Genomic DNA, 24,271 nt, shown 5'->3' on the forward strand with positions numbered 1-24,271 from the left:
TCCCGTGGATCTCAGGGTTCGAGATCAGATGTAGCGACAAACTTGGTCGGCAGAGCAAGTGCTCGGCTCTGGTTTGCTCGCGTTCGCGTGAAGTTGGGAGATGGTCTCCCTGAGGACGAGAAGCTCTGCGATCTGGGCATCGAGCGCGTCGAGCCGCTCGCCTAGCAGACTCTTGACATGTGAGCACGGCGCTTGGCCGTGCCCACGGATTTCCAGGATCTGCCGGATTTGGGCGAGGGTCAGCCCGGCCGCTTGGCCCCGATGGATGAACCCGACCTGGCCCACGGCGTCGTCGGTGTAGTCCCGGTAGCCCGAGGCCAGTCGTTCCGCGGGAGAGAGGAGCCCGGACTCCTCGTAGAACCGCAGGGTCTTCGTCGTGGTGCCGGTCGCCTCCGCGAGTTGCCCGATTCTCATGTGCGCCGAAGCCCCCATCCGTGATCGCCAGACTTGACCTTCCATCGTACTGGAAGGTTGATAATGGCTGACAGGAGTTCCTGAGTCACGGCGAAGAGGTGTCTGAATGAGCGGCGAGCAGTTCGATTTGGCGATTGTCGGCTCCGGGGGCGGGGCCTTCGCGGCCGCGATCCGGGCCACAGGACTGGGCAAGCGTGTCGTGATGATTGAGCGCGGGACTATCGGCGGGACGTGCGTGAACACCGGGTGCGTGCCGTCGAAGGCTCTCTTGGCTGCCGCGGAGGCCCGCCACGTCGCGTCGGACTCGGCCCGCTTCCCTGGTGTGGCGGCCTCGGCCGGGCCGGTGGACATGCCGGCACTGATCAAGGGCAAGGACGCTCTGGTTGAGAGCATGCGAGCGGAGAAGTACGTCGATCAGGCCGCCATCCACGGGTGGGACATGGTCGAGGGGGAAGCGTCGTTCACCGGAACCCCGGATGCGCCATTGCTCCAGGTCGCCTCGCCCGGCGGCGCGCTGCGGACGATCGAGGCCGAGCAGTACCTCGTGGCCACCGGCTCTGCGCCCCACGTGCCGCACGTTCCGGGACTGGTGGAGGCCGGGTATCTGACGTCTACCACGGCGATGGAGTTGGACGAAGTGCCAGAGACATTGCTGGTTCTGGGCGGGGGCTACGTCGCGCTGGAGCTGGCGCAGTTGTTCTCCCGGCTGGGCTCCCGAGTGACGATGCTGGTCCGTTCCCGGCTGGCCTCGCATGAGGAGCCGGAAGCGTCCGAGGCGTTGGCCGGGGTGTTCGCCGATGAGGGGATTCGGGTGGTCCAGCAGGCCGCCGTGAACGCCGTGGCACGCGACGAGGACAGCGGAGAGATCGTCGTCTCCGCAACAGTGGACGGCGGGCAGGAGACTTTCCAGTCCGCGAAGCTGCTGGTGGCCACGGGGCGACGGCCCGTCACCGCGGAGCTGAACCTCAACCAGGTCGGGGTGGAGACCGGCACGTCCGGCGAGATCGTGGTGGATTCCCGGCTGGCCACATCCAATCCGCGAGTCTGGGCCGCCGGGGACGTGACCGGACAGTGGGATTTCGTGTACGTCGCGGCGGCACACGGCGCTCTCGCGGTGGAGAACGCGTTCACCGACACCGTCGCCGTGGTCGACTACCGAAACTTGCCCCGCGTCACCTTCACCAGCCCCGCCATCGGGGCGGTCGGGATGACCGAGCAGGAAGCTGTGTCCGCCGGGATCTCCAGCGTTAGCCAGGTGCTACCCCTGGAATTCGTCCCGCGGGCGCAGGCCAACCGGGACACCCGAGGCTTCATCAAGGTCGTCGCCGATAGCGACAGCGGGCAGATTCTGGGCATCTCCGCTGTGGCAAAGGACGCCGGGGAGCTCGCCGCCGCCGGCGTCTACATCCTCGAGGGGGCAATGACGACCGCGCAGGTCGCCGCCGCGTGGAGCCCGTATCTCACGATGACCGAGGGCATCCGGATCGCCTGCAAGGCGTTCACCACCGACGTCACCAAGCTCTCCTGCTGCGCGTGAGCCCGCGACCCCGCCTCTGAAACAAAGGAATCACATGACCGCCATCGACGAGAAGACCCTCGCCTATCTGCTGTCCCCCTCCAGGTCAGGGCTCGACCCGAGCCTGTTCGTGCCGCTCCTGCGGCTGCTGGCCGAGGGCGAGCCCGTCACCATCGCCGAACTGGCCACCGCCAGCGGACGGAGCGAGAACACGGTCCGGCGGGGACTGTCCTCAGTCCCCGACGCCGAGTACGACGACGACGGCCGCATCCTCGGCCTGGCCCTGACTCTGCGGCCCACGCCACATCGCTTCACGGTGGCGGGGCGGCAGCTATACACGTGGTGCGCGCTGGACACTCTCTTCTTTCCGGCACTGATCGGGAAGGCCGCGACGATCGAGTCGACCTCCCCAGACAGCGGGATCTCCGTCCGGGTGACGACAGGCACCGACGGCACGATCACGTCCGTGCAGCCCGACACCGCCGTCCTATCCCTCTTGATCCCGGACCACGACGGCCCCGTTCGGTCCTCGTTCTGCAACCAGGTGCACTACTTCGCCTCCCGCGAGGAGGCCCAACCGTGGCTGGACGCACACCCCGACGGCGAAGTCCTGGACATCGAGGCTGCGCATCGGGTCGGCGCCGCCGTCGCATCCTCGATGCTGGCGCAGGCCGACACCGCTGATCTGGACTCGGTCACGCAAGACGCCTACTCCGCGCCTTGACACCTACCGCGCGGAGGCAGCACACGAAAGCTCCGATAAACCCCGGAGAACGGCGCGATTCGTCTGATGAATGAAGTGACCATCTCCGATGGCTCGGTCGTATGTGCAGAGCAAAACCCTGACCCCGACCGCCTCGCAACCCCCATTGCATAGTTATGCGCCACTTCGGGTCGTCTCTCATTCGTTCGTTTCTCGGACACTGCCGGACTCACATCGGGAGGTTCGGTCGTGTCAATTTCAGAAGACGGCTGCACTCTTTGCAGGTGTTTCGAGGGTGAGTGCAGTGGTCTTCTGACATCCTGATGTCAGAAGTGCGGTGCACGGTCGCACGTTCGGCTCTCGGTGACAGGGAGGCTTGTGATGGACCCTGACAAGCTCGACGTCGTGGAGACCGGTGTGCTGACCGCGTCGGGGGAGCGGTGGTCCCAGGCCGAGACCCGTTTCGCTGTCCTGGCTCCCTTGCTGGAGATGCATCCGGTGCGTTCGGAAGCGGTCGACGATGCCGCGCAGCGGTTGGGATTGTCCAGGCGGCAGGTCTACACGTTGGTCGGCAGGCTCAGGAACGGGACGGGGACAGTCACCGATCTTCTGACGAAGGTCTCGTCGGGTGGGCGTGGCCGCAGCCGAGTAACGGCCGAGGTCGAGGACGTGATCGGCGATCATCTCACCCGATATTTTCTTCACCGTCAGAAGCTCAGTGTCGCTGCGCTGCATCGACGTATCGCGTTGGCGTGCCACCGCGCGGGTCTGCCTGTGCCGGCCAGAAATACCGTCACCGCGCGTATCGCCGCGCTCCATCCGGCATCGGTGGCCAGGTCACGCGGAGGACCCGATGCCGCCCGCCCACGTCAGTCCGCCGGCGACAGTCCACCGACGGTGTCGGGGATTCTCGATCAGGTCCAGATCGACCACACCGTCGTCGATCTGATGGTCGTTGACGAGTACGAGCGGCAACCGATCGGCCGCCCCTACCTGACGATCGCCATCGATGTCTTCAGCCGTTCCGTACTTGGGTTCGTCGTCACTCTGGAGCCGCCGTCGTCGATATCGGTCGGGTTGTGCCTGGGCCGCGTGTGCTGCGAGAAACAGACATGGCTGGAGGCATGCGAGTTCGCGGAGCAGGTGCACTGGCCGATGGCAGGGAAGCCGAAACAGTTGTATCTCGACAACGCCTCCGAGTTCAAAAGCGAAGCGCTGCGTCGCGGATGCGCCCAGCACGCGATCACACTCGAATACCGTCCTCCGGGCCGACCGCACTACGGCGGGATCGTCGAACGCATCATCGGAACGGCGATGACGGCGGTGCACGAGCTGCCTGGGACCACCTTCTCGAACCCCGCGGACCGAGGAAGTTACGACTCGGACAAGCACGCGGCGTTGACATTGCGTGAGTTGGAGCGCTGGCTGGTCCTGGCCATAGCCTCGTATCACGCGAGCGTTCACACAGGGATCGGGAACACTCCGGCCGCCGTGTGGGCCGGCGCGGTCGCCGCAGTTGGTCATGCCCCTCGTGTGGTGCTCGGCGAAACCGCGTTCCTGGTGGACTTTCTTCCCGTCATCCGGCGACGTCTGACGCGCACGGGCTTCGTTCTCGATCACGTGCACTACTTCTCGAACGCGCTCAAACCGTGGGTTGCGCGGCGAGAGGATTTGGGGCGGTTCGTGATACGACGTGACCCACGCGATTTGAGCAGAATCTGGGTCCTCGAACCAGAGGGTGCCGGCTATGTCGAGGTGCCGTATCGGACGATGTCACATCCCGCGGTGACACTGTGGGAGCACAGAGCTGCTATCACTCGTCTCCGCGAACAAGGTCGGTCGAACGTCGATGAGAGCGCACTGTTTTCGATGATCGAGCAGATGCGCGAGGTCACCGACCGCTCGCAGAAAGCTACCCGCAAAGCCCGGCGCAACCGTGCCCGCCGTATGCATCTCACCGGCGTCGCGTCTGCACCGATCCCGGCGATTCACCCGCCGGAGGAGCCTCGAGCGGACGGCGGCACCGCAACGCCGGTCTTCAGCGACATCGAGGAATGGTGAGGCGATGACCGCATCGATGGGAAGCAGCGACGAACCCACCGAGTCGTCCGGCGAGGGTTTGGGGCACCTGCGGGAGTCGGTTCGACCGCTCACCGTACTCGACGATGCGGAGCGGATCCGGTTGATCCGGTCGGAGAGGTGGATCGGGTATCCGCAGGCTCGTACGGTCATCGACCATCTGGAGACGTTGCTGTCGTGGCCGGACCGGCAGCGTATGCCGAACCTACTGTTGCTCGGTCCGACGAACAACGGCAAGTCGATGATCATCGAAAAGTTCCGGCGCACTCATCCGCCGATCAGCTTGTCCGACCGCGAGCAGATACCGGTGTTGTGCATGCAGATGCCCCCGGACCCGTCACCTGGCCGGTTCTACCTCGCACTGCTCACAGCGTTGGGAACACCGACCCGACCACGCAATCGGGTCCACGAACTCGAACAGCAAGCATTGATGCTGCTCCGCGCCACCGGCGTACGGATGTTGATCATCGACGAGCTCCACAATGTTCTCGCCGGCCGCGACAACGTCCGCCGCGAATTCTTGAACGTGCTGCGATTCCTGGGCAACGAACTACGCATTCCTCTTGTCGCCGTCGGAACCCGCGACGCCTACCTCGCCATCCGGACCGATCCTCAGCTGGAGAACCGATTCCACCCCATGACTTTGCCGGTCTGGACCAACACGGCCGACGCCAGATCACTGTTGGCCAGCTTCACCACGAGCTTCTCCCTCCGCAAACCCTCGCACCTGACATCACCGGAGATGACCGACTACCTCCTCACTCGCTCCGAGGGCACCATCGGTGAACTGACAACGCTGCTCACTGCCGCAGCAGTGACCGCCGTCGACAGCGGAGAGGAAGCGATCACCTCATCGGTGCTCACGCGCACTCCGTACGTCGGCCCCACGGAGCGCCGCCGCCAGTTCGAGCGCCACCTCGCATGAACGCGCGGCTCGCACCTATGCCCGATGATGCGTACGTTCGCCCGTGGCCGCTGCACCCGCAGCCACTGCCAGGTGAGGCCCTCTCGTCCTGGTTGGCCCGGATATGCGAGCTGTATCCGCACATCAGGCCTTCTGACCTGCTCGCAGACCTCGATATCGATTGTGCTGTCGAGGATCTCGACCGCTACACACCGGAGCCGATACTTGCCGAGCTGGCCGTTCGCGGCGCAGTTCCGGTAGAGAGGGTACGGATGATGACGTTGGCGGGGTGGACACCGTGGCTGCTCGACAGCACCGACCCCGCCGACTGCGACTTCGACACCTACGTCCACCAATTTTCGATCCTGCTACCGGCCGACCTCGCGAGGGAGGATCGACGACGCCGCACACCCACGAGCGAGGCATGGTTGCCGTGGGCTAGCACTCCGCGCAGTCGGGCATGCCCGGCATGTGTCGACAGCCTCGAATCCACTGCTGATATCAACATGACTCTGCTGCGTCAATATCCGGTGCTGAGCAGCTGCCTCGACCACCGTTGTCGACTCGAACCCTGCTCTGCTTTCCCTGGTCATGCGATCTTCTGGGATCAGGTCCGGTTCGGTTCGGACGAACGGGTCTCGCCCGTTCCGGTTTCTTCAGCGGTCACGGACCTCGATCGGCGCAGCACCGAGGCTCTGACGACGGGATGGGTGGAACTCGGCTCAGGCCGGGTACATGCCGCAGTGTGGTTCCGGCTTCTGCGCACCGTCGTCGACGAAGTGTCCTCGCCACTGGTTCGCACCGGACGGTGGGCGACGAGACTCGTTGCGATATGGAGGGCCGCCGGTCGTTCTCGCCCGTTGCGGACCGCGTGGGTTCCGTTCGAGGACCTGCACTGGGACGAGCAGGCGAAAGTCCTCGAGGCCGCAGCGATCGGCATCGCGATGGTCGAGAGCGGTGAGATCAATGCCGGCGGTGCGCACGCATCTCTGCTGCGCCCACGACCCTATGAGCCGGTCGATCCCGGGACACCTCCGACGCGCTCGTCCTATCCCGCACCCGAGCGCGATTTATGGGCTGACGCGCACGCTGCAGCCGAGGCCGCCATCGAGGCAGCGCGCGTCGATCCCGCATCCGCCAGTTCGTTGTACAACTTCCTGCGCTGGGGGTGCCGCACCGCAGCGGAGCTGGATGAGACGGTGCGACTGTTCGTCGACCACGGGATCCCGCTGCAACATCCGCCGACGTAGTTCTCGCCCGATGGAGCGGGGTCGTCCGCGACGCACACGCGGCGATGGCCGACAAGGCCCGTTTTGGCGGCGGTGTCACAGTCACCAACGTTATTTGTGCGGTGACCGACGAGAATTTTCCTTCCCGCACCGTAGACCCACAAACCACCAGCTGAGCGTGGTTTTGGATCCAGAAAATGTGTCGGAGCTGCCCGCTACAGTCCTTTCCATGACAGAACGCCAGCCAGCAGACGGCCCGAACACTGTCCCAGCTGTCGTGTCGTGTGGCGCAGCGGTGTTTCCGGATCTGACGCCCGAGGTTGCCGCCCGGATAGAGCGGTCGATGGCTGCATCGCGGTCCGCCGGTACCCGCCGGGCTTACAGCTCGGCGTGGCGAGGCTTCGAGACCTGGTGCACCGCCACCGGACATGCCGCGTTGCCGGCGCATCCCGCCGTGGTGGCCGCGTATCTCGTCGCCGCGGCCGACACACTCACCGTCGACGGCACGCGGGCGTATGCGCCTGCGACATTCGGCAAATGGATTGCAGCGATCGCCGACCGCCACCGCAGCGCCGGCTACGACAACCCGTGCGGACACGAAATGGTGAAAGCGACTCTGGCAGGTGTTCGTCGGGATTATGCGTCGGCGGGGGAGCGGCCCCGCAACCCGCGGGCACCGCTGCTGACCTCCGACATCACCACGATCGTCGACCACGCGCGCCGCAGTGCTGTCGGGTGGGCGTCCGAGGTGCTCGAGCGCCGCGACACCGCGCTGCTGCTGATGGGCTTCACCGGCGCGTTTCGTCGCAGTGAACTCGTAGCGCTCGAATGCCGCGATGTCCGCCGCGACCGTCTCGACGGCGCGCACGTACAGATCCGGAAGTCCAAGACCGACCAGGCCGGCACCGGAGCAGTGAAAGCACTACCGTTCACCAACCGCCACGAGTCATGCCCGGTGTGCGCGTGGGTGCGATGGCTGCAGCTCGTCGCCGCGTTCGACACCGGCGGCAGAGTCGCCGTCATTCGGTTACTTTCCCGTGCAACACCATTCGACTCTCATGTGTGCCGGGGAGCATTGCCCGCCGCCGACAAATCTTCGCCGCTGTTCCGATCGGTCCGCAAGAATGGCAACCTCTCCGACACTGCGCTCTCCGGGGCTGCGGTGCACGCCGCGATCCGTCGCCGCGCCGCTCGCGCCGGCTTCGACCCCGAGACGGTCACACAGTTGGGTGGGCATTCGTTGCGGGCAGGATTCGTCACCCAAGCATTCCGCAACGGCGCAGACGCCCACGCCATCATGCGCCAGACCGGCCACACGACCCCTGGGATGGTCGAAATCTACGCCCGTGAGCACGCACCCATGCTCGGCAACGCCGTCACCGACCTCGGACTATGAAACCGGAACTAGGCGGAATTGCGTCCGATGCAACTGCGTTCCACCGCATAAGCTGATGCGACCTGGACGTTGACCGCGGTGTCATCCTATCCGTTGCCGGCTTTCCGTCTCGCCTGACCTGCGGCGACGGCAGTCAGACTAGACTTGATTCAACATTGTTGTGTTTAATGCAACGCATGGGCGAGACTGAGATTCCGGGTGCGGCGCATCTGGTGTTGACCGACGGGGTAGTGCATCTCGAGCCCGAACAGGCAGTGTTCGAAGCGATGCTGGCGGGGTGGGAACGTCAGCAACGAACGCGGTTTCTCAGTGACGAGGGGACGATCGCGCCGCGTTTGTCGCTGGTGCGTCGGATGGCCGAGTTCACCAATTCGTATCCGTGGCAATGGGAACCGGCGGACGGTGAAGATTTCATCGTGCATCTGCGGTCCTCGGTCCGGCGTAAGCCGATCGTGGTGTCGACCGCCCGGTCGTACGAGATGTCGATTTGCTTGTTCATGGAGTACGTCACCGACAGCCGCTACGGTTGGCCTGCGCAGTGCTGGGATCGGTTTTCGGTTGTGCCGCAACAGGTTTTTCACGAGGGAAACACGATCGCGCATGCTGCAGATTTCGAGGGCGGACCGGGGAGGCGGCCGCTGACCTACGACGAAGTGCAGACCTTGTTCGATGCCGCGGACGGCCGCGTCGAGCAGATCCGCAAGCTGGGCCGCAAAGGTTCGTTGACAGCGTTACGCGACGCCGCCCTGCTCAAGACCGTCTACGCCTACGGACTGCGCCGTCGAGAGGCCCGCGGGTTAGATCTCTCCGACCGACGCCGCGCACCGAAAGCAGCGCAGTACGGCCAGTACGGTGCTTGGTTCGTGCGGTGGGGGAAGGCATCGAAGGGAAGCCCGCCGAAGCGGCGCACCGTGTTGACGGTTCCGGAGATGGATTGGATCGTCGATGTGCTCGACCACTGGGTCGAGGAGGTTCGGCCATTGATGAAGCCGGGCGCGCTGACCGCGCTCTGGGTCAGCGAGCGCGCCGGTCGAATGTCACTGCGCAGCATCAACGATGCCTTCGAGCAAGTGCGTCAGGCGGCGGGGTTGCCGGTCGAACTCGACCTGCACTGTCTGCGGCATTCGTACGTCACGCATCTGGTGGAGTTCGACTACCCAGAACGGTTCGTCTCCGAACAGGTCGGTCACCGATACGCCTCGACGACCGCGATCTATACCGGTGTATCCGACGAGTACCGAACCCGACTAATACGCCGAGCGCTGCAGAGCCGCGACACTTTATGGAAGGGAGCGCCATGATCAAGAAGATGGGCTACCGCTGGAACCTGCGACGCCTGATGGCCGACCATGAGATGTTCCAGACCACCGAGCTGGGCCCGCTGCTCGCCGAGCGCGGGATTCACCTCTCCCGCGAACAGGTCTACCGGCTCGTCACCGCACCGCCGCAACGGTTGTCGATGGACACCCTCGCCGCGTTGTGCGACATCCTCGGGTGCACACCGAACGACCTCATCGAGATCGACGTCGTCAACACTGCTATCAAGAAGACGAGCAACGGCAGTACGGGTGAGCACCCAGCCCCGCCACGGGCACGACGCACCACCATCCGCCGACCAGAGACGACATGAGCCGACGGCCGGGAGTCGAGCCACGCCAAATCGTGCTCGAGCGAGCCGCCCATCACGTCAGAAACAGTGTTCCTGACCTCAGCCTCTGCGCCGCAATGGAATTCGTTGCCGAAGCGGTAGTCGACTCAACACTGAGACCGTTGGAAGCGCACCTTGCGCGGCATCCCGATGCGCTGACGTCGGGATCATCGAACACCCCAGTGGCAGTGCAGCGACTGGCCGCGCTACTCGTCGCGGCCGGACACACCACGGTCACGATTCCCAGTTGCCTACGATGCAAGGCCCCAAAGATCCTGCACCACATAGTCGACGGAGGTCGTGTCTGCGACAACTGCCGACGATATTTCCACTGCGCGCCGTGCAGTCGCTGCGGCAAGGATCGGTCGATCGCCAAACGCGACGACCACGGCAGACCACTGTGCAGCTCATGCGTCCCCCGCAAGAGGGGGCCATGCGGACAATGTGGGCGAGTGTTGGCGATCAAGGCGCGGCGGAGCGACGGCGCCGCATTGTGTCCGAATTGCTACCGCACTCCGCACTGCACCTGCATCCGGTGCGGGGAGGACGCGCCCACATACGCCCACACCGACGACGGCCCGATCTGCAAAAGCTGCTACACCCGGCCCAAGCGCCGCTGCGGTGGGTGCGGCGAAGTCAGGGGAATCGACCGCACCGCCCGAGGCACCGAACCTGATCTCTGCAACCGCTGCCTCACCCGACCACGACACCCATGCGTGATCTGCGGTGCGGCGCATCCAGCACATCCGGATGCCCAACAACCGGTATGTCTTCGCTGCCGCGACGACGGCCATGTCCTCGAACCCCAGCTCACCGAATCCCCGACACGAGTACGCCGGCGACAACACGAAACCGCCCACGACGCACTCGAGGCAAAGCTCCGCATCGTCCTCAGTCACCCGGAACACGGCATTGCCGAGCAACTTGTTCCGTTAATTGCCGTCTTCGCCCACGTCCCCAATCCGTCTTCGATGATGCGCTGGCTTCATCGACGCGCCGGCGGTGCGAAGTTGCTTCACGAGCTCGCTCAACGAGCCCACCACGAGTCCCTGAGCCATGAACTGCTCGACCAGTGCCCGCCGAGCTATGCTTTGCACCGACTGCGTGATCTGCTCGTCCACGCGGGAATTCTCGCGGAGCGCGACGAGTTGCTCGAGCGAATCGAACAGTGGCTCGAGCATGCCCTCGGTGAACGGCCCGCTCATCACATCGCACTCGTGCGACCATTCGCCACCTGGCACGTTCTGCGGCGTGCTCGCCGACGATCCAACCGACGGCCCGTCACGGTCAGCGCTGCCACTTACGTTCGGAGCCAAATCGCAATCAGTCTCGAATTCCTGACCTGGCTCGATGAACGCGGCAAGACACTGCCCACGACCGATCAAGCCGACATCGATGTTTGGCTCGACGGTGGCAGCGAATACCGTTACTTCGTAACCACATTCATAGAATGGTCGAAAGGAAGGAAGCTATGCTCCGACCTGACGGTGCCCCAAAGGCCGAGCGCCGACCCGTCGAACTTGCTCACCGAAGAAGACCGGTGGGACATGCTCGACAGGTGTCTTCACGACGACGAACTGCCTCTCGACGTCCGAGTCACGGGTGCGCTCGTCCTGCTTTACGGCCGCACAACCACCAGCATCGCTACGCTGACCTGTGGCCGCATCGACGTCGTCGACCAGGAGACCTACCTGCGTTTCGACGAAGGCCCCGCCTTGGTGCCACCTGCACTGGCCGCACTCCTGACCACCCTGCGAGACAACAGAGTCGGTCGCGAAACCTTCTACCAGACCGAACTCGCAACCCGATTTCTGTTTCCGGGAAGGTCCCCGGGCAGGCCAATGGCGTCTGCTGTCCTCGCACGCAAACTCCGCCACCACGGGATCGAACCGCTTCCTGCCCGCCACTCGGCTCGCTCGGCCTGGGCCCGCGACATCCCTGCCCCGATCGCCGCTGACCTACTCGGCGTCAACATATCTACAGCCACCAAATGGTCCAGTCGAACACGACGAGACTGGGCCGACTACCTGCTCGCTCGTTCCGAAGAGCAACAAGACGAATCATGAACGCCAAGCTGAAACAGTGAATGTGCACTTACACAACACATTCAAGGTCCTACCATCGAGCATTTCGACCAGGTTCGATCCGGGCATCGGGTCTCGACTACCTGTCCCTGTTTTCGGATACACCGACGAGTGGGCAGGTTACGTCGCCGGTGGCCCCCAAATGGGGTTGCGTCTACGATTCGGCGCTTGGGTAGGAAGCGACTGCTTCGACCTCGAACAGAATGTCGGGCATGGCCAAACCCGACACACCGATTACGGTCTGTGTCGGTGGCAGCTCCCCGCAGCTGTCATGGACAACACTTCCGATGATTCCGAGCTTCTCGAAATCCGGGCCGACGACGTAGGTTCTGAGTTGGACGATGTTGCTGTGGTCGAGCCCGTGCGAAGCCAGGGCCACGCCGAGGTTGGCGAATGCTTGTTTCACTTGGCCGGCGAAGTCGGCAGAGACGACCATGCCGTCCTTTCCGGATCCGTACTGACCGGAGACGAACACTAGGCCAGTACCGGCCGGCACTGCCGCAGTGTGACTGTAGCCGTAGGGAATTGGGTCGTGGAGCTCACTGGGGTTGATGACTGAGTGGGACATGGGTGTCACCCTTCTTGTTCGCCGAGCGCCGGCGGGTTGCCGGAAGTTTCGTGGGTATCAACTTGGAGGACGTACGCCAACTGGGAGATGACTACGTCGCGGTAATTCGTTGCAGGAAGAGGCAGGTGGCCGAGTACCGTTGGGTACAGCACGCCGACGATGTTTGCCACTGCGACTTCGACGATGGACTCGACATCGAAGCGCGGGTCGAATTGACCGCTCTCCACTCCTCGACGAACAGCGTCCGCGAAGGGTTCTCGGTACTGGGTCGCCAATGCTGTGGCGTGCTGCCGGAGTTCGGTGTCGTGGGCGGCTGCCGTCCAGAATTCCATGAGCATCCGCCAGGTCGGAACATCCGTTGCAAGGCCACGGTCCACCATCGCCACCAGTTGTTTCCATGGGTCATCGAATTGCGCCGTGAATTCGCGCATGGCTTCAACGGCAACGGAAGTGGCGCGTTGGAAAGCTTCGATCAACATGTCCTCGCGAGATCCGAAGTAGCCCTGCAAGGTGCTTACTGCGATACCGGAGGCCTCGGAGATATCTGCGTACCTGGTGCCGCTGTATCCGCGGACCGCCATAGTCGATATCACCTGATCGAGCACGAGGAGACGCTTGGGGCCACCTGCTCGTCGGTTGCGCACTGCGGCTTCGCTCATAGCCATACCGTATCACAATACGGTATGGCTAGCCGGTTCAACATCCGCCTTCGATCACGTCCACCGCCGCAAACGAGCCTCCGATTGACGTGACGGTGCGAATGGACGGGCTCGTACGGAACGGTTTCGCGCCCGCTGACAGACGGCGGGCAGATCTGAAGATGCTTGGGCTACGGGGGCGTCCACCTCGGCTCGACGTCACCAAGGCTGGGCGAGCGGTGCCTAAACTGTTGTAACAGCCAAACCGGGGAGGAAGTGTCACCGTTTCCGAACACTGCAACTTTGAATATCGACACTCCGCCAGTCAATCGAACGGAATTACGTTCGGCTCGGTGGCTTATGGCATCTCGGGTCTCGGCCGCTCCGCAGAACACACATGGGCATTGTTCTGCGACTGGTGCGCTGCCAGCGACCGGTCGTCGCTGCCTGCTACACCGTCCACACTGGCAGAGTTTCTTGACCACCACCCTGCCGCAGTCGCCACGCAGCGTCGTCGAGTATCGGCTGTCAACGCTGCCCACCGCAGTCGCGGTATGGCCGAACCCGGTCGCTCGGTCCCCATTCGGCTCGCTCTCGCAGAGCGCCGCCGGGAACGTCTCACCGAAATCCGTGGCTGCGCTGCATCGATCATCGACGGCATTCTGTCGTCTGGATGGCCATACGGGCTGTTCGGGCGACGTGATGCACTGATATTGACTTTGGTTTCTGCCGGACTGACTTACCGTGACATCAGCACTCTGCGCCGCGGCGACATCGAGGTCGCAGGGCCGGACCTGATCGTTTCCGGCCTGCACCGTGTCACCCCGACCATGCTCGGCAGTTACGGTGAGTCCGGTCCGGTGTCGGTGTACCGGCGCTGGGCGCAACTTCAGTCGATGTTCGATCGCTCCGCGAGTATCTCGATGCTCCGTGAATTTCTCGACCCCGATCGCTCACCTTCGATGTCTGCGTCTCCGGTGGTGACAGCGCAGCACGCGGAGGAGCCGCTTGTGGTTCGTATCGATCGCTGGGGCTACACACCCTGGACGCCGGAACCGCTCACAGTGCAGTCGCTGTCCGCACTGACGCGCGCTCACCTGAACGGTCGGCCGGCTGCGCATCGACCGCGCACCCTGTGGACGACGAACGACCCCGACAGTGCTGTTCTACACGGAGCAGAACCAGGTCGATCGGGCTTCGTTCTGGACAATGCCTACTACGAGCACGGGATTCGTGCCCGGCGTGACGCACACATCCGCCTCGCCGAGCTCGACGATCGGTTCGACGACATCAATGACCGCGTCGACGATCTTTTGCGCACTCTCGTCGACATTCTCGACGAACACGACGGATGGGATCGCGGCGACTGTTGATGCTGTCTCTCGGGCAACTGGCATCGGCGGACTGATTGCACTGTCGGTGTGCTGTCGACCCATGGACACAGATGTCGACTTCCGTCACCGGCTCGATGTCTACGTCGATGAGTGGGTGCCCTTGGGTCGATGGCAGCACCGTCTTCGATACCCGACCGCCGAAACGACGAGACGACCGAAGGCGCGTCCAATTGTCGTCACAGTCATCGCAAACGACTACGAGTATGAGCCCCTGAGGGTGATATCAGCACATACCCATGGGGTACATCTGACCGTGTATACATCCGATGCTCGCTGGGTCGCCTCGGATAGCTAGGGGTCTCGGATCCTGCGACGTACGTGTCGTCGATATCCGTAATTTTCTGTGGGACACCCGACAGTGGGCTGCGGGTCGATTGGTTCTGGTGAGACGAGGAGACTGGTGTGATCGCTCGATGTCGCAGGTCGGACTCGGACTTCGATCCGGGGTACGTCGTGAGCGCCCCGACCTCCTTCGACTGCGGTCCAGCCACTCGGCCGGCCGTTCGACCAACATGCGGTTCGAGGCACCGCATCCAAACCTGGCCCGTGTCGGTGACGACTCGGTCTCAGCGAGAGGCCCGCGCGATCGTGTTGCCCGCCGGATCGTCGATCACGATCGAGTGGATGTCCTCGACAGAAAGGGACGTCGCGCCGGTCACCGCTGCTGCTCGGCTCGCGGTGACCGACCATTGAGCTGCTTGCTGTCGAGCCCCGTCGTTGCCGACCACCTGGAGAGTGAGGACGCCTGCGTCGGGGAGTTGTTGGACGTCGACGTCGATCGATGTGCCCCAGGCTTTCGTGGTGAGCTCGAGCTCACCTGTGGCCCCGATGGTGCTCGACAGAACGAGCGGGCGGGCTCCCGCATCGTTCACCGTTGTCGAATCGTCGGAGCGGGCGAGGCTACTGAGCGGGACGATCGCCGCAGCGACTCCCAGAACGAGGGTCGCCGACACCGCAGTCCACACTCGCCGCCGCCTCTTCTCGGAGGTCCGTTGCTGCCTCATCGCGCTCAGCAGGTGGTCGAGTCGCTGGTCTGCACCGGCCGTCGAGTGCACCGGTGAGAGATCTGCTGGCTGCCTTCGACGTCGAAGCACACCCGCGACGGGTGCCAGTACGTCGATTTCGGTTCGGCAGGCAAGGCAGTCGTCGAGATGTCGTCGTACCGCTGCTCGGTCGTCGCGCTCGAGTCCGTCGAGTACGTACGCCCCGAGCAGTGGTCGGATCTCGTCGTGCGCTGAGCTCATGGAATCAATCCCAACTCGTCGAAGATCCGGCGTAGGGCACGTACAGCGTAGTAGGAGCGGGACTTGACCGTGCCGACCGCGATATCGAGGTGTGCGGCCACTTCGGAGACGGTTCGGCCCTCGTAGTAGATGAGCACGATGACCGCTCGATGCTCCTCGGACAACCGGTGCAGCGACTCGTCTATGAGCCACCCGTCGAGGACCCCGCCCAATTCGTCGTCGATGCACTCGGCAGCGAGTGCGATCTGGTCGTGGACAAGAGTCGGCCTGCTCGTGCTCGCCCGCCACTGATCGGTGAGCACGTTTCGCGCGATCGTCATGAGATAGGACCGCGTCGATGCTGCTGTCACATCGATGCGGTCGATCCCGCGCCACGCACGCAACATCGTCTCCTGGACGATGTCCTCGCACTGCTCGCGGGTCTGGGTGTAGCGGCTGACGAATCGAGTCACTGCATGCTGGTGCTCGCGGAAGAGCGCCGACATGGCAACTTCGGACGCATCGACGAGCTGATGGTTCTGCTGTGAGCCGGATTCGACACCGTCCACCTAACTGCCCGAGCCGGAAGCGGCATCGGTGAAACCGGTCGTGGCGGCCTCGACCATGTCGAGAACGGGATTGGTCGGCGAGATCGAATGCCGAGCAGCGAGTACACGGATATCGGGATGAGCCACGTGAACGATCCCTTCGGAGTCCTGCCACGCCACGTATCGGGCGGGGAGGTCGATCCCCATGGTCTGCTGCGCTCCGACCAGCGCAGTCGAGACCGCAGGATTACCGACGTAGGTGACCATGGTGGGCCTCAGAGGTGTCTCGGCAGCGGCGGACGCGAGATCGACGGTGGCGACTGTGGGCTGATTCTTGGCCGCGAACGCTGCCTCGTATCGAGCGATGGACGCAGCAACCGATGCATCACTGGTCTTTTCGACCAGGTATCTCGGCGCTGTGGACACATCGGTGCCCTCTGCAGCGGCCGCCGAGGATCCCGTCGCATCGGACGCGGTGGATGCCGACCCGGCCCGGAGTCCGTCGAGGGCGTCGGACGACACCGGGATACCAGCGAGCGCCGCGATGTACTCCGCGGAGTTGTATGCCAGAAACACCGTCCCGTTGGCAGCCTGCCAGACCAGGTACTTCTGTGGAAGGTCGATCGCGGCCCGTTGATCCGCGGTGATCAACGGCGACGCCGCCTTCGGATTCCCCCCGATCACCACGGTGGTCGGACGGATCGTCTTACCTGTTCCCTGTGCCAACTTCTCGAAATCCACAGTGGCTGCCACAGTCCCCACCGTCTCGAGCGCGCGCTGGACCCGAGAGACCGTGTCACTCACGGAGTAGTTGCTGGCGTACACCACCAGACCGGGTTCGGACGGTGCTGCATCAGGTGTTGAGGCGCTCGGATCCGCCGACGTGGACACCGGAGTACTCGACACAGCGACCGAACCGGTGGGTTCGGTGGAACCGCACCCGGCGAGGGCGATCATCGCCGCCGACGCCAGGAGCGACGTTGCCATACGGAACCTTGAAGTGTTCATCACGTGTCCTGTCCTCGGGCCCACGACTGCTGTGGGCTTCACTGTGGTGTACGCACACCGAGCCTGAGGGGTTCACCCGAACCGAAGATCCTCCGGCGATTGCTCCCCGCAATCTCGGTGCCACTCGGCGCGGAACGCGCTGGCTCTGCGCTCGCCGCCTCACATCAGTCCGTCGCTCAGTTTCCGGACTCATTCCAGAAAAGTCATGCATACTGGTCGATGTGAGCTCATCGTCGAACTACTCGGAGATGCTGCGTAGTGCTGCGCTCAGAGTCACCCGCCCCCGTCTGGCGGTGCTCGACGTGGTGCACGAACATCCGCACGTCGACACCGACACCGTCTACGGAGCCGTTCGGGCCACCCTGCCCGACGTCTCGCGCCAGGCCGTGTACGACGTGCTCCGCGCTCTGACCATCGCGGGACTGGTCCGGCGCATTCAGCCGTCGGGTTCGGTCTCCCGGTACGAGAGCAGGATCGGCGACAATCATCACCATCTCGTGTGCCGCAAGTGCGGCGCGATCGCCGATGTGGAGTGCGCCGTCGGCGAGGCTCCGTGCCTCACTCCGTCGGAGGCCCCTGGTTTCGTCGTCGACGAGGCAGAGGTCATCTACTGGGGCCTGTGCGAGAACTGCTCCACCAGCGTCAGCCCCTGATGTCGCGGCGCGGGAGCGCCGCGGAAATCAGATCATTCACCATCTTCTGGAGGGAAACTCGTGTCCGAGGACCACACAACACGCGAAAAAGAGATGAACCAGGACCAGCCACAGGAGTCGGGTGGCAAGTGTCCGGTCATGCACGACTCGATGCCGGCACCCGTCGAAGGCGGAAGCAACCGCGAGTGGTGGCCCAAGTCCCTGAATCTGAAGATCCTCAAGAAGAACCCGGCAGTCGGCGACCCCATGGGCCCGGACTTCGACTACGCAGCCGAGTTCAACTCTCTCGATCTCGCTGAGGTCAAGCGCGACATCGAAGCCCTGATGACGAACTCGCAGCCCTGGTGGCCCGCGGACTTCGGTCACTACGGCCCGTTCTTCATTCGCATGGCGTGGCACGCAGCGGGCACGTACCGCAAGCAGGACGGACGCGGCGGTGCCGGAGCGGGCATGCAGCGCTTCGCGCCTCTGAACAGCTGGCCCGACAACGCGAGCCTGGACAAGGCCCGCAGGCTGATCTGGCCGATCAAGCAGAAATACGGCCGCAAGCTCTCCTGGGCCGACCTGATCGTGCTCACCGGCAACGTCGCCATCGAGTCCATGGGCCTGCCGACCTACGGCTACGCCGGCGGACGCGTCGACGCCTGGGAGCCGGACGAGGACATCTACTGGGGCCCGGAGCAGACCTGGTTGGGCGACGAGCGCTACTACGGTGACCGCACCAGCCTCGAGGGCCCGCTGGCCGCAGTGCAGATGGGTCTGATCTACGTCAATCCCGAAGGCCCGAACGGTAACCCGGATCCGGTGCAGTCCGCACTGGACATTCGCGAGACCTTCGGCCGCATGGCCATGAACGACATCGAGACCGCCGCGTTGGCCATCGGCGGACACACCTTCGGCAAGACGCACGGCGCTGCCGATCCCGAGGTGCACATCGGTGCCGAGCCGGAAGGCGCTCCCCTCGAACAGATGGGCCTCGGCTGGAAGAACAGCTACCAGAGCGGTGTCGGTGCGGACGCGATCACCAGTGGCCTCGAGGTCATCTGGACCCCCACGCCCACCCAGTGGGACAACTCGTTCCTCGAGACCCTGTACGGGTTCGAGTGGGAGCTCTACAAGAGCCCAGCCGGTGCACACCAGTGGCGCCCGAAGAACGGCGAGGGCGCGGACCTCGTTCCCGATCCCGCCGATCCCTCCAAGCGTCGCCACCCGTCGATGCTCACCTCCGACATCGCGATGCGCGTCGACCCGATCTACGAGCAGATCACCCGGCGGTGGCTCGATCATCCCGAGGAGCTCGCAGAGGAATTCCAGAAGGCCTGGTTCAAGCTCACCCACCGCGACATGGGACCGGTCACGCGTTACCTCGGCCCCGAGGTTCCGGCGGAGCCCCTGCTCTGGCAGGACCCGATCCCGGCCGTCGATCACGAGCTGATCGGTGACGCACAGATCGCCGAACTGAAGCAGGCCATCCTCGGATCCGAATTGACTCAGGATCAGCTGATCTCGGCTGCGTGGGCGGCGGCGTCGTCGTTCCGCGTCAGTGACAAGCGCGGCGGTGCGAACGGTGGCCGTCTGCGTCTGCAGCCGCAGGCCGGCTGGGAGGTCAACGAGCCCGACGAGCTCGCACAGGTCATCCGCGTTCTCGAAGGAATCCAGCAGTCATTCTCCGGAACTGTGTCCTTCGCCGACCTCGTGGTACTCGGTGGCGTCGCAGCCGTCGAGCAGGCCGCCAAGAACGCCGGCGTCGACATCACGGTCCCGTTCACCCCGGGCCGCATGGATGCCACGCAGGAGAAGACGGACGTCGACTCGTTCTCCGATCTGGAGCCCAAGGTCGACGGTTTCCGTAACTTCCTGGGCAAAGGCCAGAAGCTGCCGGCCGAGTTCAACCTGGTCGATCGGGCAAACCTGCTCTCGCTCAGTGCGCCCGAGATGACCGTGCTCGTCGGTGGTCTGCGCGTGCTCGGTGCGAACTTCAAGAAGTCGACGCACGGCGTTCTGACCGACAAGGTCGGCACGCTCACCAACGACTTCTTCGTCAACCTCCTCGACATGGGCACCGAGTGGGTTCCCGCCGCCGAGGAGGGCATCTACGAGGCCAAGGATGCCGCTACCGGTGAGAAGAAGTGGACCGGAACTCGCAACGATCTGGTCTTCGGCTCGAACTCCGAGTTGCGCGCTGTCGCAGAGGTTTACGCTTGCGATGACGCCAAGGACAAGTTCGTCCGCGACTTCGTCGCGGCGTGGGACAAGGTCATGATGCTCGATCGCTACGATCTGGCCTGATTTCTCCATCGAACCCCATCTTCACCCCCGTACCGACTCTCGGTGCGGGGGTGAAATGGGTTCAGCGTCGGAGCCTCGGCGTCGTTGCGAAGTCTCGGTGGGCTGATCTCGTCGCCCCTACATCCTGGGTTGTTCGCCGTGGGTGCGCGACAAGTGTGGGTGGATGGCAGAGAAGCAACTTCTCGAGTTCGTCGAGACCGAGATAGCCGGGCGTGGCCGGTAGTTCGTGCCGCGAGGATGGTGGTCCTTGCTCCCGTTCAGGCCACTTTCGTGGCGTGAAGACGCTCGACAAGACCGAGAGTGAACCGGTCGATGTCCTCGATGGAGAAGCTCTCGTCACCGGTGATCACGAGCGAGGGCCGGCGCAGAAAGTGCTCGCCGCCGATCGGGACGCTCACCAGTTCCAGGGCGCGTTGGATCCATCGAACCGGCCGGATCGACGAGGCGACGTGATCGGCGAGTAGCAACGTTCCACCCGGACGCAGCACCCGCGACATTTCCGCGAGCGCGATGTCCGTGGCGGGGATGGCGCAGAGTGAGAACGTGCACACCACGGTGTCGAAGGATGCATCGGGAAAGTCGAGAGCATGAGCGTCCCCGAGCGTCAGGTGCGCATCCGGTCTGACGTCGGCGGCGCGAAAGTGTGCCTGCGCGAGCATGTCCGGACTCAGCTCGATTCCGGTCAACGATGTCCCCGCCGGGTAGTGCTCGAGATTGAGTCCCGTTCCCACTGCGACCTCGAGAACCTGGCCTCGGGCGCGACTGCAGATCCAGGATCTGGTGTCGCGGAAAAGGACTCGGTCGAGGAAGGTCATGTGCTTGTCGTAACCGGTCGCTTGCTTGTCCCAGAATCGTTGCCATCGGGCGAGACGGTGCGTCGAATCGCCGACCATCGCTCAGTGCTCCCGGCCGGGAGCGATGGGTGCCGCGGCGGTGCGTGAGGCCTCGGACTCGGGGTGCGCCGCCAGATAACGCTTCTTGACCAGCTCCGATTCCTGCGCTTTACGGGAGTTCGTGAGATCGCGGGGCAGCATGTGTCGCACGAGGCGGCGTTGCCGATTCTCTTCCATGTACGAGGCGGTGAAGAACAGCGAGAGCAGGACCGCCAGAAGCACCATGGAACCACGCAACCACAGTTCACCCGGAAAGAACATGAACACGGCGTAGATGGGAAGAAACGGAACCTGGCCGCGGATCAGGTGCCGAACCACGGCGTGATTGCCCGTCAGATCGTTGGCCACCCAGTCCGTCATGGTCGAGGGCAGAGTGCGGCCGAAGGCGTAGCCGACCCACTGCCACGGCAAAGGGCGGGTCCTGTTGCGGTTCACCGGGTCGGGGTCGCTGTGCTCTGACGCATCCCCAGCCGCTTCATCAACAGGCTGGCCGGGCACCATCCGACTGCGGAATACAGCAGCAGATTCCCGCCGACGAATGCTGTCAGGACATGCCAGCGGCGGTCGTGAAGGGAACCGGCGGCGAGGCTGGCAAGGACCATGGTGCCCGCCAGCGCGGGGACTGCGCGTTCGATACTCGGTCCGCCGGGGCCGGTGAGGGTGTCGGTGCATGACATGCGGTAGATCCTCGCTTCTCTGCGTGTGGTGCGGTCGTCCGTGCATACCCTAGGGGGTAGATACGATGATACCAGCATACCCCTGGGGGTACTGTGTTACGGTTCCTCCATCTTCCCGACCAGTAAGGGCACGATGTGAGTTCCACCGACGTTCGAACCGACGAGAGTTCTGCAGACAACTCGCCGCCAGGAATCACCGGCGGGCCGTTGGCGCGCTTCGGTGCGCGCATGGCAGGCAACTTCAAGTGGGTGGTCACCGCGTGGCTCGTGGTCATCATCGGATTGGGAGCGTTCGCCCCGTCGGTGTTCGGATCCCTCGCCGGTGCCGGGTGGCAATCCAACGGATCGGAGTCGGTCCAGGTTCGCGAACTCGCACAGGAGCACTTCGGCGGGAACTCCTCGGCCGCGATCCAGGTGGTCGTGCATTCGGACACCGAGCAGGTGACCGATCCCGCTGTCGCGGCGGTCATTTCCGAGGTCACCGACATTCTGGCCGCCGATTCGCGGATTTCCGAGGTGATCCCCCCGCAACCGGGAATGTCGATCAGCCCCGACGGACACACCGGGATCCTCATCGGTGGAGCGAACGGGACCACCGACGAGATGGTGAAGGCCGTCGACGATCTCAAAGGTGAGCTGACCGCAGCCTCCACGGACTCGATCGAGGTCTACCCGACCGGAGCATCGGCACTGTGGAGTGACTTCAACAAGGCCAACCACGACGCGATGATCAAGGCCGAAATCATCTCCTGGCCCGTCACATTGGCGATCATGGTGCTCGCGTTCGGATCGCTCGTCGCGGCAGGTCTGCCCTTGCTGTTGACTCTGGCCGGCCTCGTCGCATCCGCGGGTGGTCTGGTTCTGCTCAACGAAATCACACCGATCTCGGTGTGGGCGATGAACTTTGCGATGATGTTCGCGCTGGCGCTCGGTATCGACTACGCGCTCTTCCTCGTCGTCCGATTCCGGGATGCGCTCCGCAAGACCATCGACGCCGGACGGATCGACCCCCAGCGTGCAGTGGCAGAAACGATGGACACGGCAGGCAAAGCAGTCCTGCTGTCCGGCCTGACCGTGCTGATCAGCCTGTCCGCCGTGCTTCTGGTACCTGCACCTGCGGTACGCACGATGGCCGTGGGCATCATGCTCGCGGTGGTGTTCGTTCTCGCGGCCACCCTCACACTGCTCCCCGCAGTTCTGGGCAAGCTCGGACCGAAGGTCAATGCCGGCTCCCTCCCGTACGCGAAGCGACAGGTGCACCGCTCGCCGAAATTCGCGACCTGGGGTCAGTTGCTGCACAAGCATCCGTGGCCGTTCGCCATCGGCTCCCTGCTGATTCTGGTGGCGCTGTCGATTCCGGCACTGGGTCTCAAGGTCGCCATGCCGTCCATTTCGGTTGTCCCCGAGGACGCTCCGGTCCGCCAAGGCTACGAACTGGTGCAGGCACAGATGGGCGAAGGCGCACCAGGCATGCTGCAGATCATCGCCCCCACGGCGGAGGCAGAGCAGACCGCACAGATCGCAGCGAGCGTCGACGGCGTATCGATGGTGACGCCGCCCATGCCCGCCATGGACGGATCCGATTACGTCATGCTGCAGGCCATCCCGAACGTGGACCCGTCGGACCCCGCACTCGAGACCACACTCGACGCCTTGCGCGCCGAGCTGCCCGAGGGAGCGATCGTCGGCGGTGCACCCGCGGAGAACCTGGACCTACAGACCGCGTTGAACGAGTACCTGCCGATCGTGGTGTCGGTGATCCTCGTGCTCGGATTCCTGCTGCTGCTGATCGCGCTCCAGGCACCGCTGATCGCCCTGCTGGGGACCGTGGTCAGCCTGCTGTCCACCGGCGCAGCATTCGGTGTGGCGAAGCTGATCTTCCAAGACGGTCACGGGGCGTCGCTGCTCGGATTCACCCCGCAGGGATTCCTGAACGGTTGGGGCCCGGTGTTCTTCTTCGCGATGATCTTCGCAATCGCGATGGACTACACGGTGTTTCTGCTGTCGAGCGTCAAGGAACACTACGAGAACACCGGTGATCCGCACGGTTCTCAGGTCGACGGAATGGCGCATTCGGGTCGGGTGATCTTCGCGGCCGCAGCGGTGATGATCGCGGTGTTCTTCTCGTTCGCGCTCGCCGAACCACTGCCACCCAAGGAGATGGGCATCATTCTGGGTGTCGCCGTATTGCTGGACGCGATACTCATCCGCTTGGTTCTGCTGCCGGTGCTCCTGCGCCTGACCGGCCATGCCGCATGGTGGTCACCCACGTGGCTACGAGCAGTACTACCCAAGATCGGCTTCTCGCACAGCTGAGACGCTCGCACAGTCGAGATGCTCACCATGGTGGTGGCCGATACCGTCCGGCGTCGGCCACCACGACCACTCTTACCCCTAGGGGTAACCT

General features: G+C 64.0%; 22 protein-coding genes. 13 read left to right on the plus strand and 9 right to left on the minus strand.

The features are described from left to right. Positions 1-24: 24 nt before the first annotated feature. On the minus strand, positions 25-414 hold the full coding sequence (locus GSI01S_RS18415; RefSeq protein WP_030537294.1) for a heavy metal-responsive transcriptional regulator: 390 nt from the start codon (positions 412-414) through the stop codon (positions 25-27). Positions 415-520: 106 nt separating this feature from the next. Between GSI01S_RS18415 and merA the strand changes: the two genes are divergently transcribed. From merA to GSI01S_RS20270, 9 genes are all read left to right on the plus strand, one after another. Further along, entirely contained in the window at positions 521-1,951 is a 1,431-nt protein-coding gene (gene merA, locus GSI01S_RS18420) for a mercury(II) reductase (RefSeq protein WP_006898163.1), read from the plus strand. Between the two features lie 34 nt (positions 1,952-1,985). After that, entirely contained in the window at positions 1,986-2,654 is a 669-nt protein-coding gene (gene merB, locus GSI01S_RS18425) for an organomercurial lyase MerB (protein WP_006898164.1), read from the plus strand. A 360-nt stretch (positions 2,655-3,014) separates the two neighbouring features. Next, a complete protein-coding gene (locus GSI01S_RS18430; protein WP_006898165.1) occupies positions 3,015-4,694 on the plus strand; it encodes a TnsB C-terminal domain-containing protein in 1,680 nt (559 codons plus the stop codon). A gap of 4 nt (positions 4,695-4,698) precedes the next feature. Next, a complete protein-coding gene (locus GSI01S_RS18435) occupies positions 4,699-5,637 on the plus strand; it encodes a TniB family NTP-binding protein (RefSeq protein ID WP_006898166.1) in 939 nt (312 codons plus the stop codon). 17 nt (positions 5,638-5,654) lie between these two features. Then, on the plus strand, positions 5,655-6,866 hold the full coding sequence (locus GSI01S_RS18440; protein ID WP_006898167.1) for a TniQ family protein: 1,212 nt from the start codon (positions 5,655-5,657) through the stop codon (positions 6,864-6,866). A gap of 208 nt (positions 6,867-7,074) precedes the next feature. Next, positions 7,075-8,241, plus strand: coding sequence for a site-specific integrase (locus GSI01S_RS18445; protein ID WP_039868144.1), 1,167 nt, complete (start codon positions 7,075-7,077; stop codon positions 8,239-8,241). A 176-nt stretch (positions 8,242-8,417) separates the two neighbouring features. Beyond that, positions 8,418-9,542, plus strand: a complete 1,125-nt coding sequence (locus GSI01S_RS18450; RefSeq protein WP_006898169.1) for a tyrosine-type recombinase/integrase — start codon at positions 8,418-8,420, stop codon at positions 9,540-9,542. After that, positions 9,539-9,871, plus strand: a complete 333-nt coding sequence (locus tag GSI01S_RS18455; protein ID WP_006898170.1) for a helix-turn-helix domain-containing protein — start codon at positions 9,539-9,541, stop codon at positions 9,869-9,871. The genes GSI01S_RS18450 and GSI01S_RS18455 overlap by 4 nt, the downstream gene beginning before the upstream one ends. A gap of 470 nt (positions 9,872-10,341) precedes the next feature. Further along, complete coding sequence (locus tag GSI01S_RS20270; protein ID WP_157225346.1) at positions 10,342-11,955, plus strand: hypothetical protein; 1,614 nt, start codon at positions 10,342-10,344, stop codon at positions 11,953-11,955. Positions 11,956-12,127: 172 nt separating this feature from the next. Here the strand turns inward: GSI01S_RS20270 and GSI01S_RS18470 are convergent, their stop codons facing one another. Next, positions 12,128-12,541 (minus strand): RidA family protein, encoded by a 414-nt coding sequence (locus GSI01S_RS18470; protein WP_006898173.1) that lies wholly within the window; start codon positions 12,539-12,541, stop codon positions 12,128-12,130. Positions 12,542-12,546: 5 nt separating this feature from the next. Then, a complete protein-coding gene (locus GSI01S_RS18475; RefSeq protein WP_101841652.1) occupies positions 12,547-13,200 on the minus strand; it encodes a TetR/AcrR family transcriptional regulator in 654 nt (217 codons plus the stop codon). A 332-nt stretch (positions 13,201-13,532) separates the two neighbouring features. Here GSI01S_RS18475 and GSI01S_RS18480 point away from each other — a divergent pair, with 332 nt between their 5' ends. Beyond that, positions 13,533-14,552 (plus strand): site-specific integrase, encoded by a 1,020-nt coding sequence (locus GSI01S_RS18480; RefSeq protein ID WP_006898175.1) that lies wholly within the window; start codon positions 13,533-13,535, stop codon positions 14,550-14,552. A 587-nt stretch (positions 14,553-15,139) separates the two neighbouring features. Here GSI01S_RS18480 and GSI01S_RS18485 read toward each other — a convergent pair. The 3 genes from GSI01S_RS18485 to GSI01S_RS18495 are packed head-to-tail and all read right to left on the minus strand — an operon-like array spanning position 15,140 to position 17,331. Beyond that, a complete protein-coding gene (locus GSI01S_RS18485) occupies positions 15,140-15,817 on the minus strand; it encodes a zf-HC2 domain-containing protein (protein ID WP_081598158.1) in 678 nt (225 codons plus the stop codon). Next, positions 15,814-16,365, minus strand: coding sequence for a sigma-70 family RNA polymerase sigma factor (locus GSI01S_RS18490; protein ID WP_006898178.1), 552 nt, complete (start codon positions 16,363-16,365; stop codon positions 15,814-15,816). The genes GSI01S_RS18485 and GSI01S_RS18490 overlap by 4 nt, the downstream gene beginning before the upstream one ends. Further along, entirely contained in the window at positions 16,366-17,331 is a 966-nt protein-coding gene (locus GSI01S_RS18495) for a DUF302 domain-containing protein (protein ID WP_039868152.1), read from the minus strand. Positions 17,332-17,600: 269 nt separating this feature from the next. On the opposite strand from GSI01S_RS18495, the gene GSI01S_RS18500 reads away from it, so the two are divergent. Continuing rightward, on the plus strand, positions 17,601-18,005 hold the full coding sequence (locus tag GSI01S_RS18500; protein WP_006898181.1) for a Fur family transcriptional regulator: 405 nt from the start codon (positions 17,601-17,603) through the stop codon (positions 18,003-18,005). A gap of 93 nt (positions 18,006-18,098) precedes the next feature. Further along, positions 18,099-20,294, plus strand: coding sequence for a catalase/peroxidase HPI (gene katG / locus GSI01S_RS18505; protein WP_039868156.1), 2,196 nt, complete (start codon positions 18,099-18,101; stop codon positions 20,292-20,294). Between the two features lie 257 nt (positions 20,295-20,551). Here katG and GSI01S_RS18510 read toward each other — a convergent pair whose 3' ends face one another. The 3 genes from GSI01S_RS18510 to GSI01S_RS18520 are packed head-to-tail and all read right to left on the minus strand — an operon-like array spanning position 20,552 to position 21,864. After that, complete coding sequence (locus GSI01S_RS18510; protein ID WP_006898183.1) at positions 20,552-21,187, minus strand: class I SAM-dependent methyltransferase; 636 nt, start codon at positions 21,185-21,187, stop codon at positions 20,552-20,554. Positions 21,188-21,190: 3 nt separating this feature from the next. Continuing rightward, positions 21,191-21,598, minus strand: a complete 408-nt coding sequence (locus GSI01S_RS18515; RefSeq protein WP_006898185.1) for a DUF5313 family protein — start codon at positions 21,596-21,598, stop codon at positions 21,191-21,193. 20 nt (positions 21,599-21,618) lie between these two features. Next, a complete protein-coding gene (locus tag GSI01S_RS18520; RefSeq protein WP_006898186.1) occupies positions 21,619-21,864 on the minus strand; it encodes a YgaP family membrane protein in 246 nt (81 codons plus the stop codon). Positions 21,865-22,092: 228 nt separating this feature from the next. On the opposite strand from GSI01S_RS18520, the gene GSI01S_RS18525 reads away from it, so the two are divergent. Further along, entirely contained in the window at positions 22,093-24,180 is a 2,088-nt protein-coding gene (locus GSI01S_RS18525) for an MMPL family transporter (RefSeq protein WP_233500148.1), read from the plus strand. Positions 24,181-24,271 lie beyond the last annotated feature (91 nt).

This window comes from Gordonia sihwensis NBRC 108236 (assembly GCF_000333035.1).
Classification (GTDB): domain Bacteria; phylum Actinomycetota; class Actinomycetes; order Mycobacteriales; family Mycobacteriaceae; genus Gordonia; species Gordonia sihwensis.

Excerpts from the sequence above, each read along its gene's own strand:
- GSI01S_RS18525 (WP_233500148.1), top strand. The coding sequence starts at position 22,093 with ATGGCAGGCAACTTCAAGTGGGTGGTCACCGCGTGGCTCGTGGTCATC.
- GSI01S_RS18455 (WP_006898170.1), top strand. The coding sequence starts at position 9,539 with ATGATCAAGAAGATGGGCTACCGCTGGAACCTGCGACGCCTGATGGCC.
- GSI01S_RS18415 (WP_030537294.1), bottom strand. The coding sequence starts at position 414 with ATGAGAATCGGGCAACTCGCGGAGGCGACCGGCACCACGACGAAGACC.
- GSI01S_RS18500 (WP_006898181.1), top strand. The coding sequence starts at position 17,601 with ATGCTGCGTAGTGCTGCGCTCAGAGTCACCCGCCCCCGTCTGGCGGTG.
- GSI01S_RS18520 (WP_006898186.1), bottom strand. The coding sequence starts at position 21,864 with ATGTCATGCACCGACACCCTCACCGGCCCCGGCGGACCGAGTATCGAA.
- GSI01S_RS18445 (WP_039868144.1), top strand. The coding sequence starts at position 7,075 with ATGACAGAACGCCAGCCAGCAGACGGCCCGAACACTGTCCCAGCTGTC.
- GSI01S_RS18430 (WP_006898165.1), top strand. The coding sequence starts at position 3,015 with ATGGACCCTGACAAGCTCGACGTCGTGGAGACCGGTGTGCTGACCGCG.
- GSI01S_RS18510 (WP_006898183.1), bottom strand. The coding sequence starts at position 21,187 with ATGGTCGGCGATTCGACGCACCGTCTCGCCCGATGGCAACGATTCTGG.
- GSI01S_RS18450 (WP_006898169.1), top strand. The coding sequence starts at position 8,418 with ATGGGCGAGACTGAGATTCCGGGTGCGGCGCATCTGGTGTTGACCGAC.
- merA (WP_006898163.1), top strand. The coding sequence starts at position 521 with ATGAGCGGCGAGCAGTTCGATTTGGCGATTGTCGGCTCCGGGGGCGGG.
- GSI01S_RS18435 (WP_006898166.1), top strand. The coding sequence starts at position 4,699 with ATGACCGCATCGATGGGAAGCAGCGACGAACCCACCGAGTCGTCCGGC.
- GSI01S_RS18485 (WP_081598158.1), bottom strand. The coding sequence starts at position 15,817 with ATGAGCTCAGCGCACGACGAGATCCGACCACTGCTCGGGGCGTACGTA.
- GSI01S_RS18470 (WP_006898173.1), bottom strand. The coding sequence starts at position 12,541 with ATGTCCCACTCAGTCATCAACCCCAGTGAGCTCCACGACCCAATTCCC.
- merB (WP_006898164.1), top strand. The coding sequence starts at position 1,986 with ATGACCGCCATCGACGAGAAGACCCTCGCCTATCTGCTGTCCCCCTCC.
- katG (WP_039868156.1), top strand. The coding sequence starts at position 18,099 with ATGAACCAGGACCAGCCACAGGAGTCGGGTGGCAAGTGTCCGGTCATG.
- GSI01S_RS18475 (WP_101841652.1), bottom strand. The coding sequence starts at position 13,200 with ATGAGCGAAGCCGCAGTGCGCAACCGACGAGCAGGTGGCCCCAAGCGT.
- GSI01S_RS18440 (WP_006898167.1), top strand. The coding sequence starts at position 5,655 with ATGCCCGATGATGCGTACGTTCGCCCGTGGCCGCTGCACCCGCAGCCA.
- GSI01S_RS18495 (WP_039868152.1), bottom strand. The coding sequence starts at position 17,331 with ATGGCAACGTCGCTCCTGGCGTCGGCGGCGATGATCGCCCTCGCCGGG.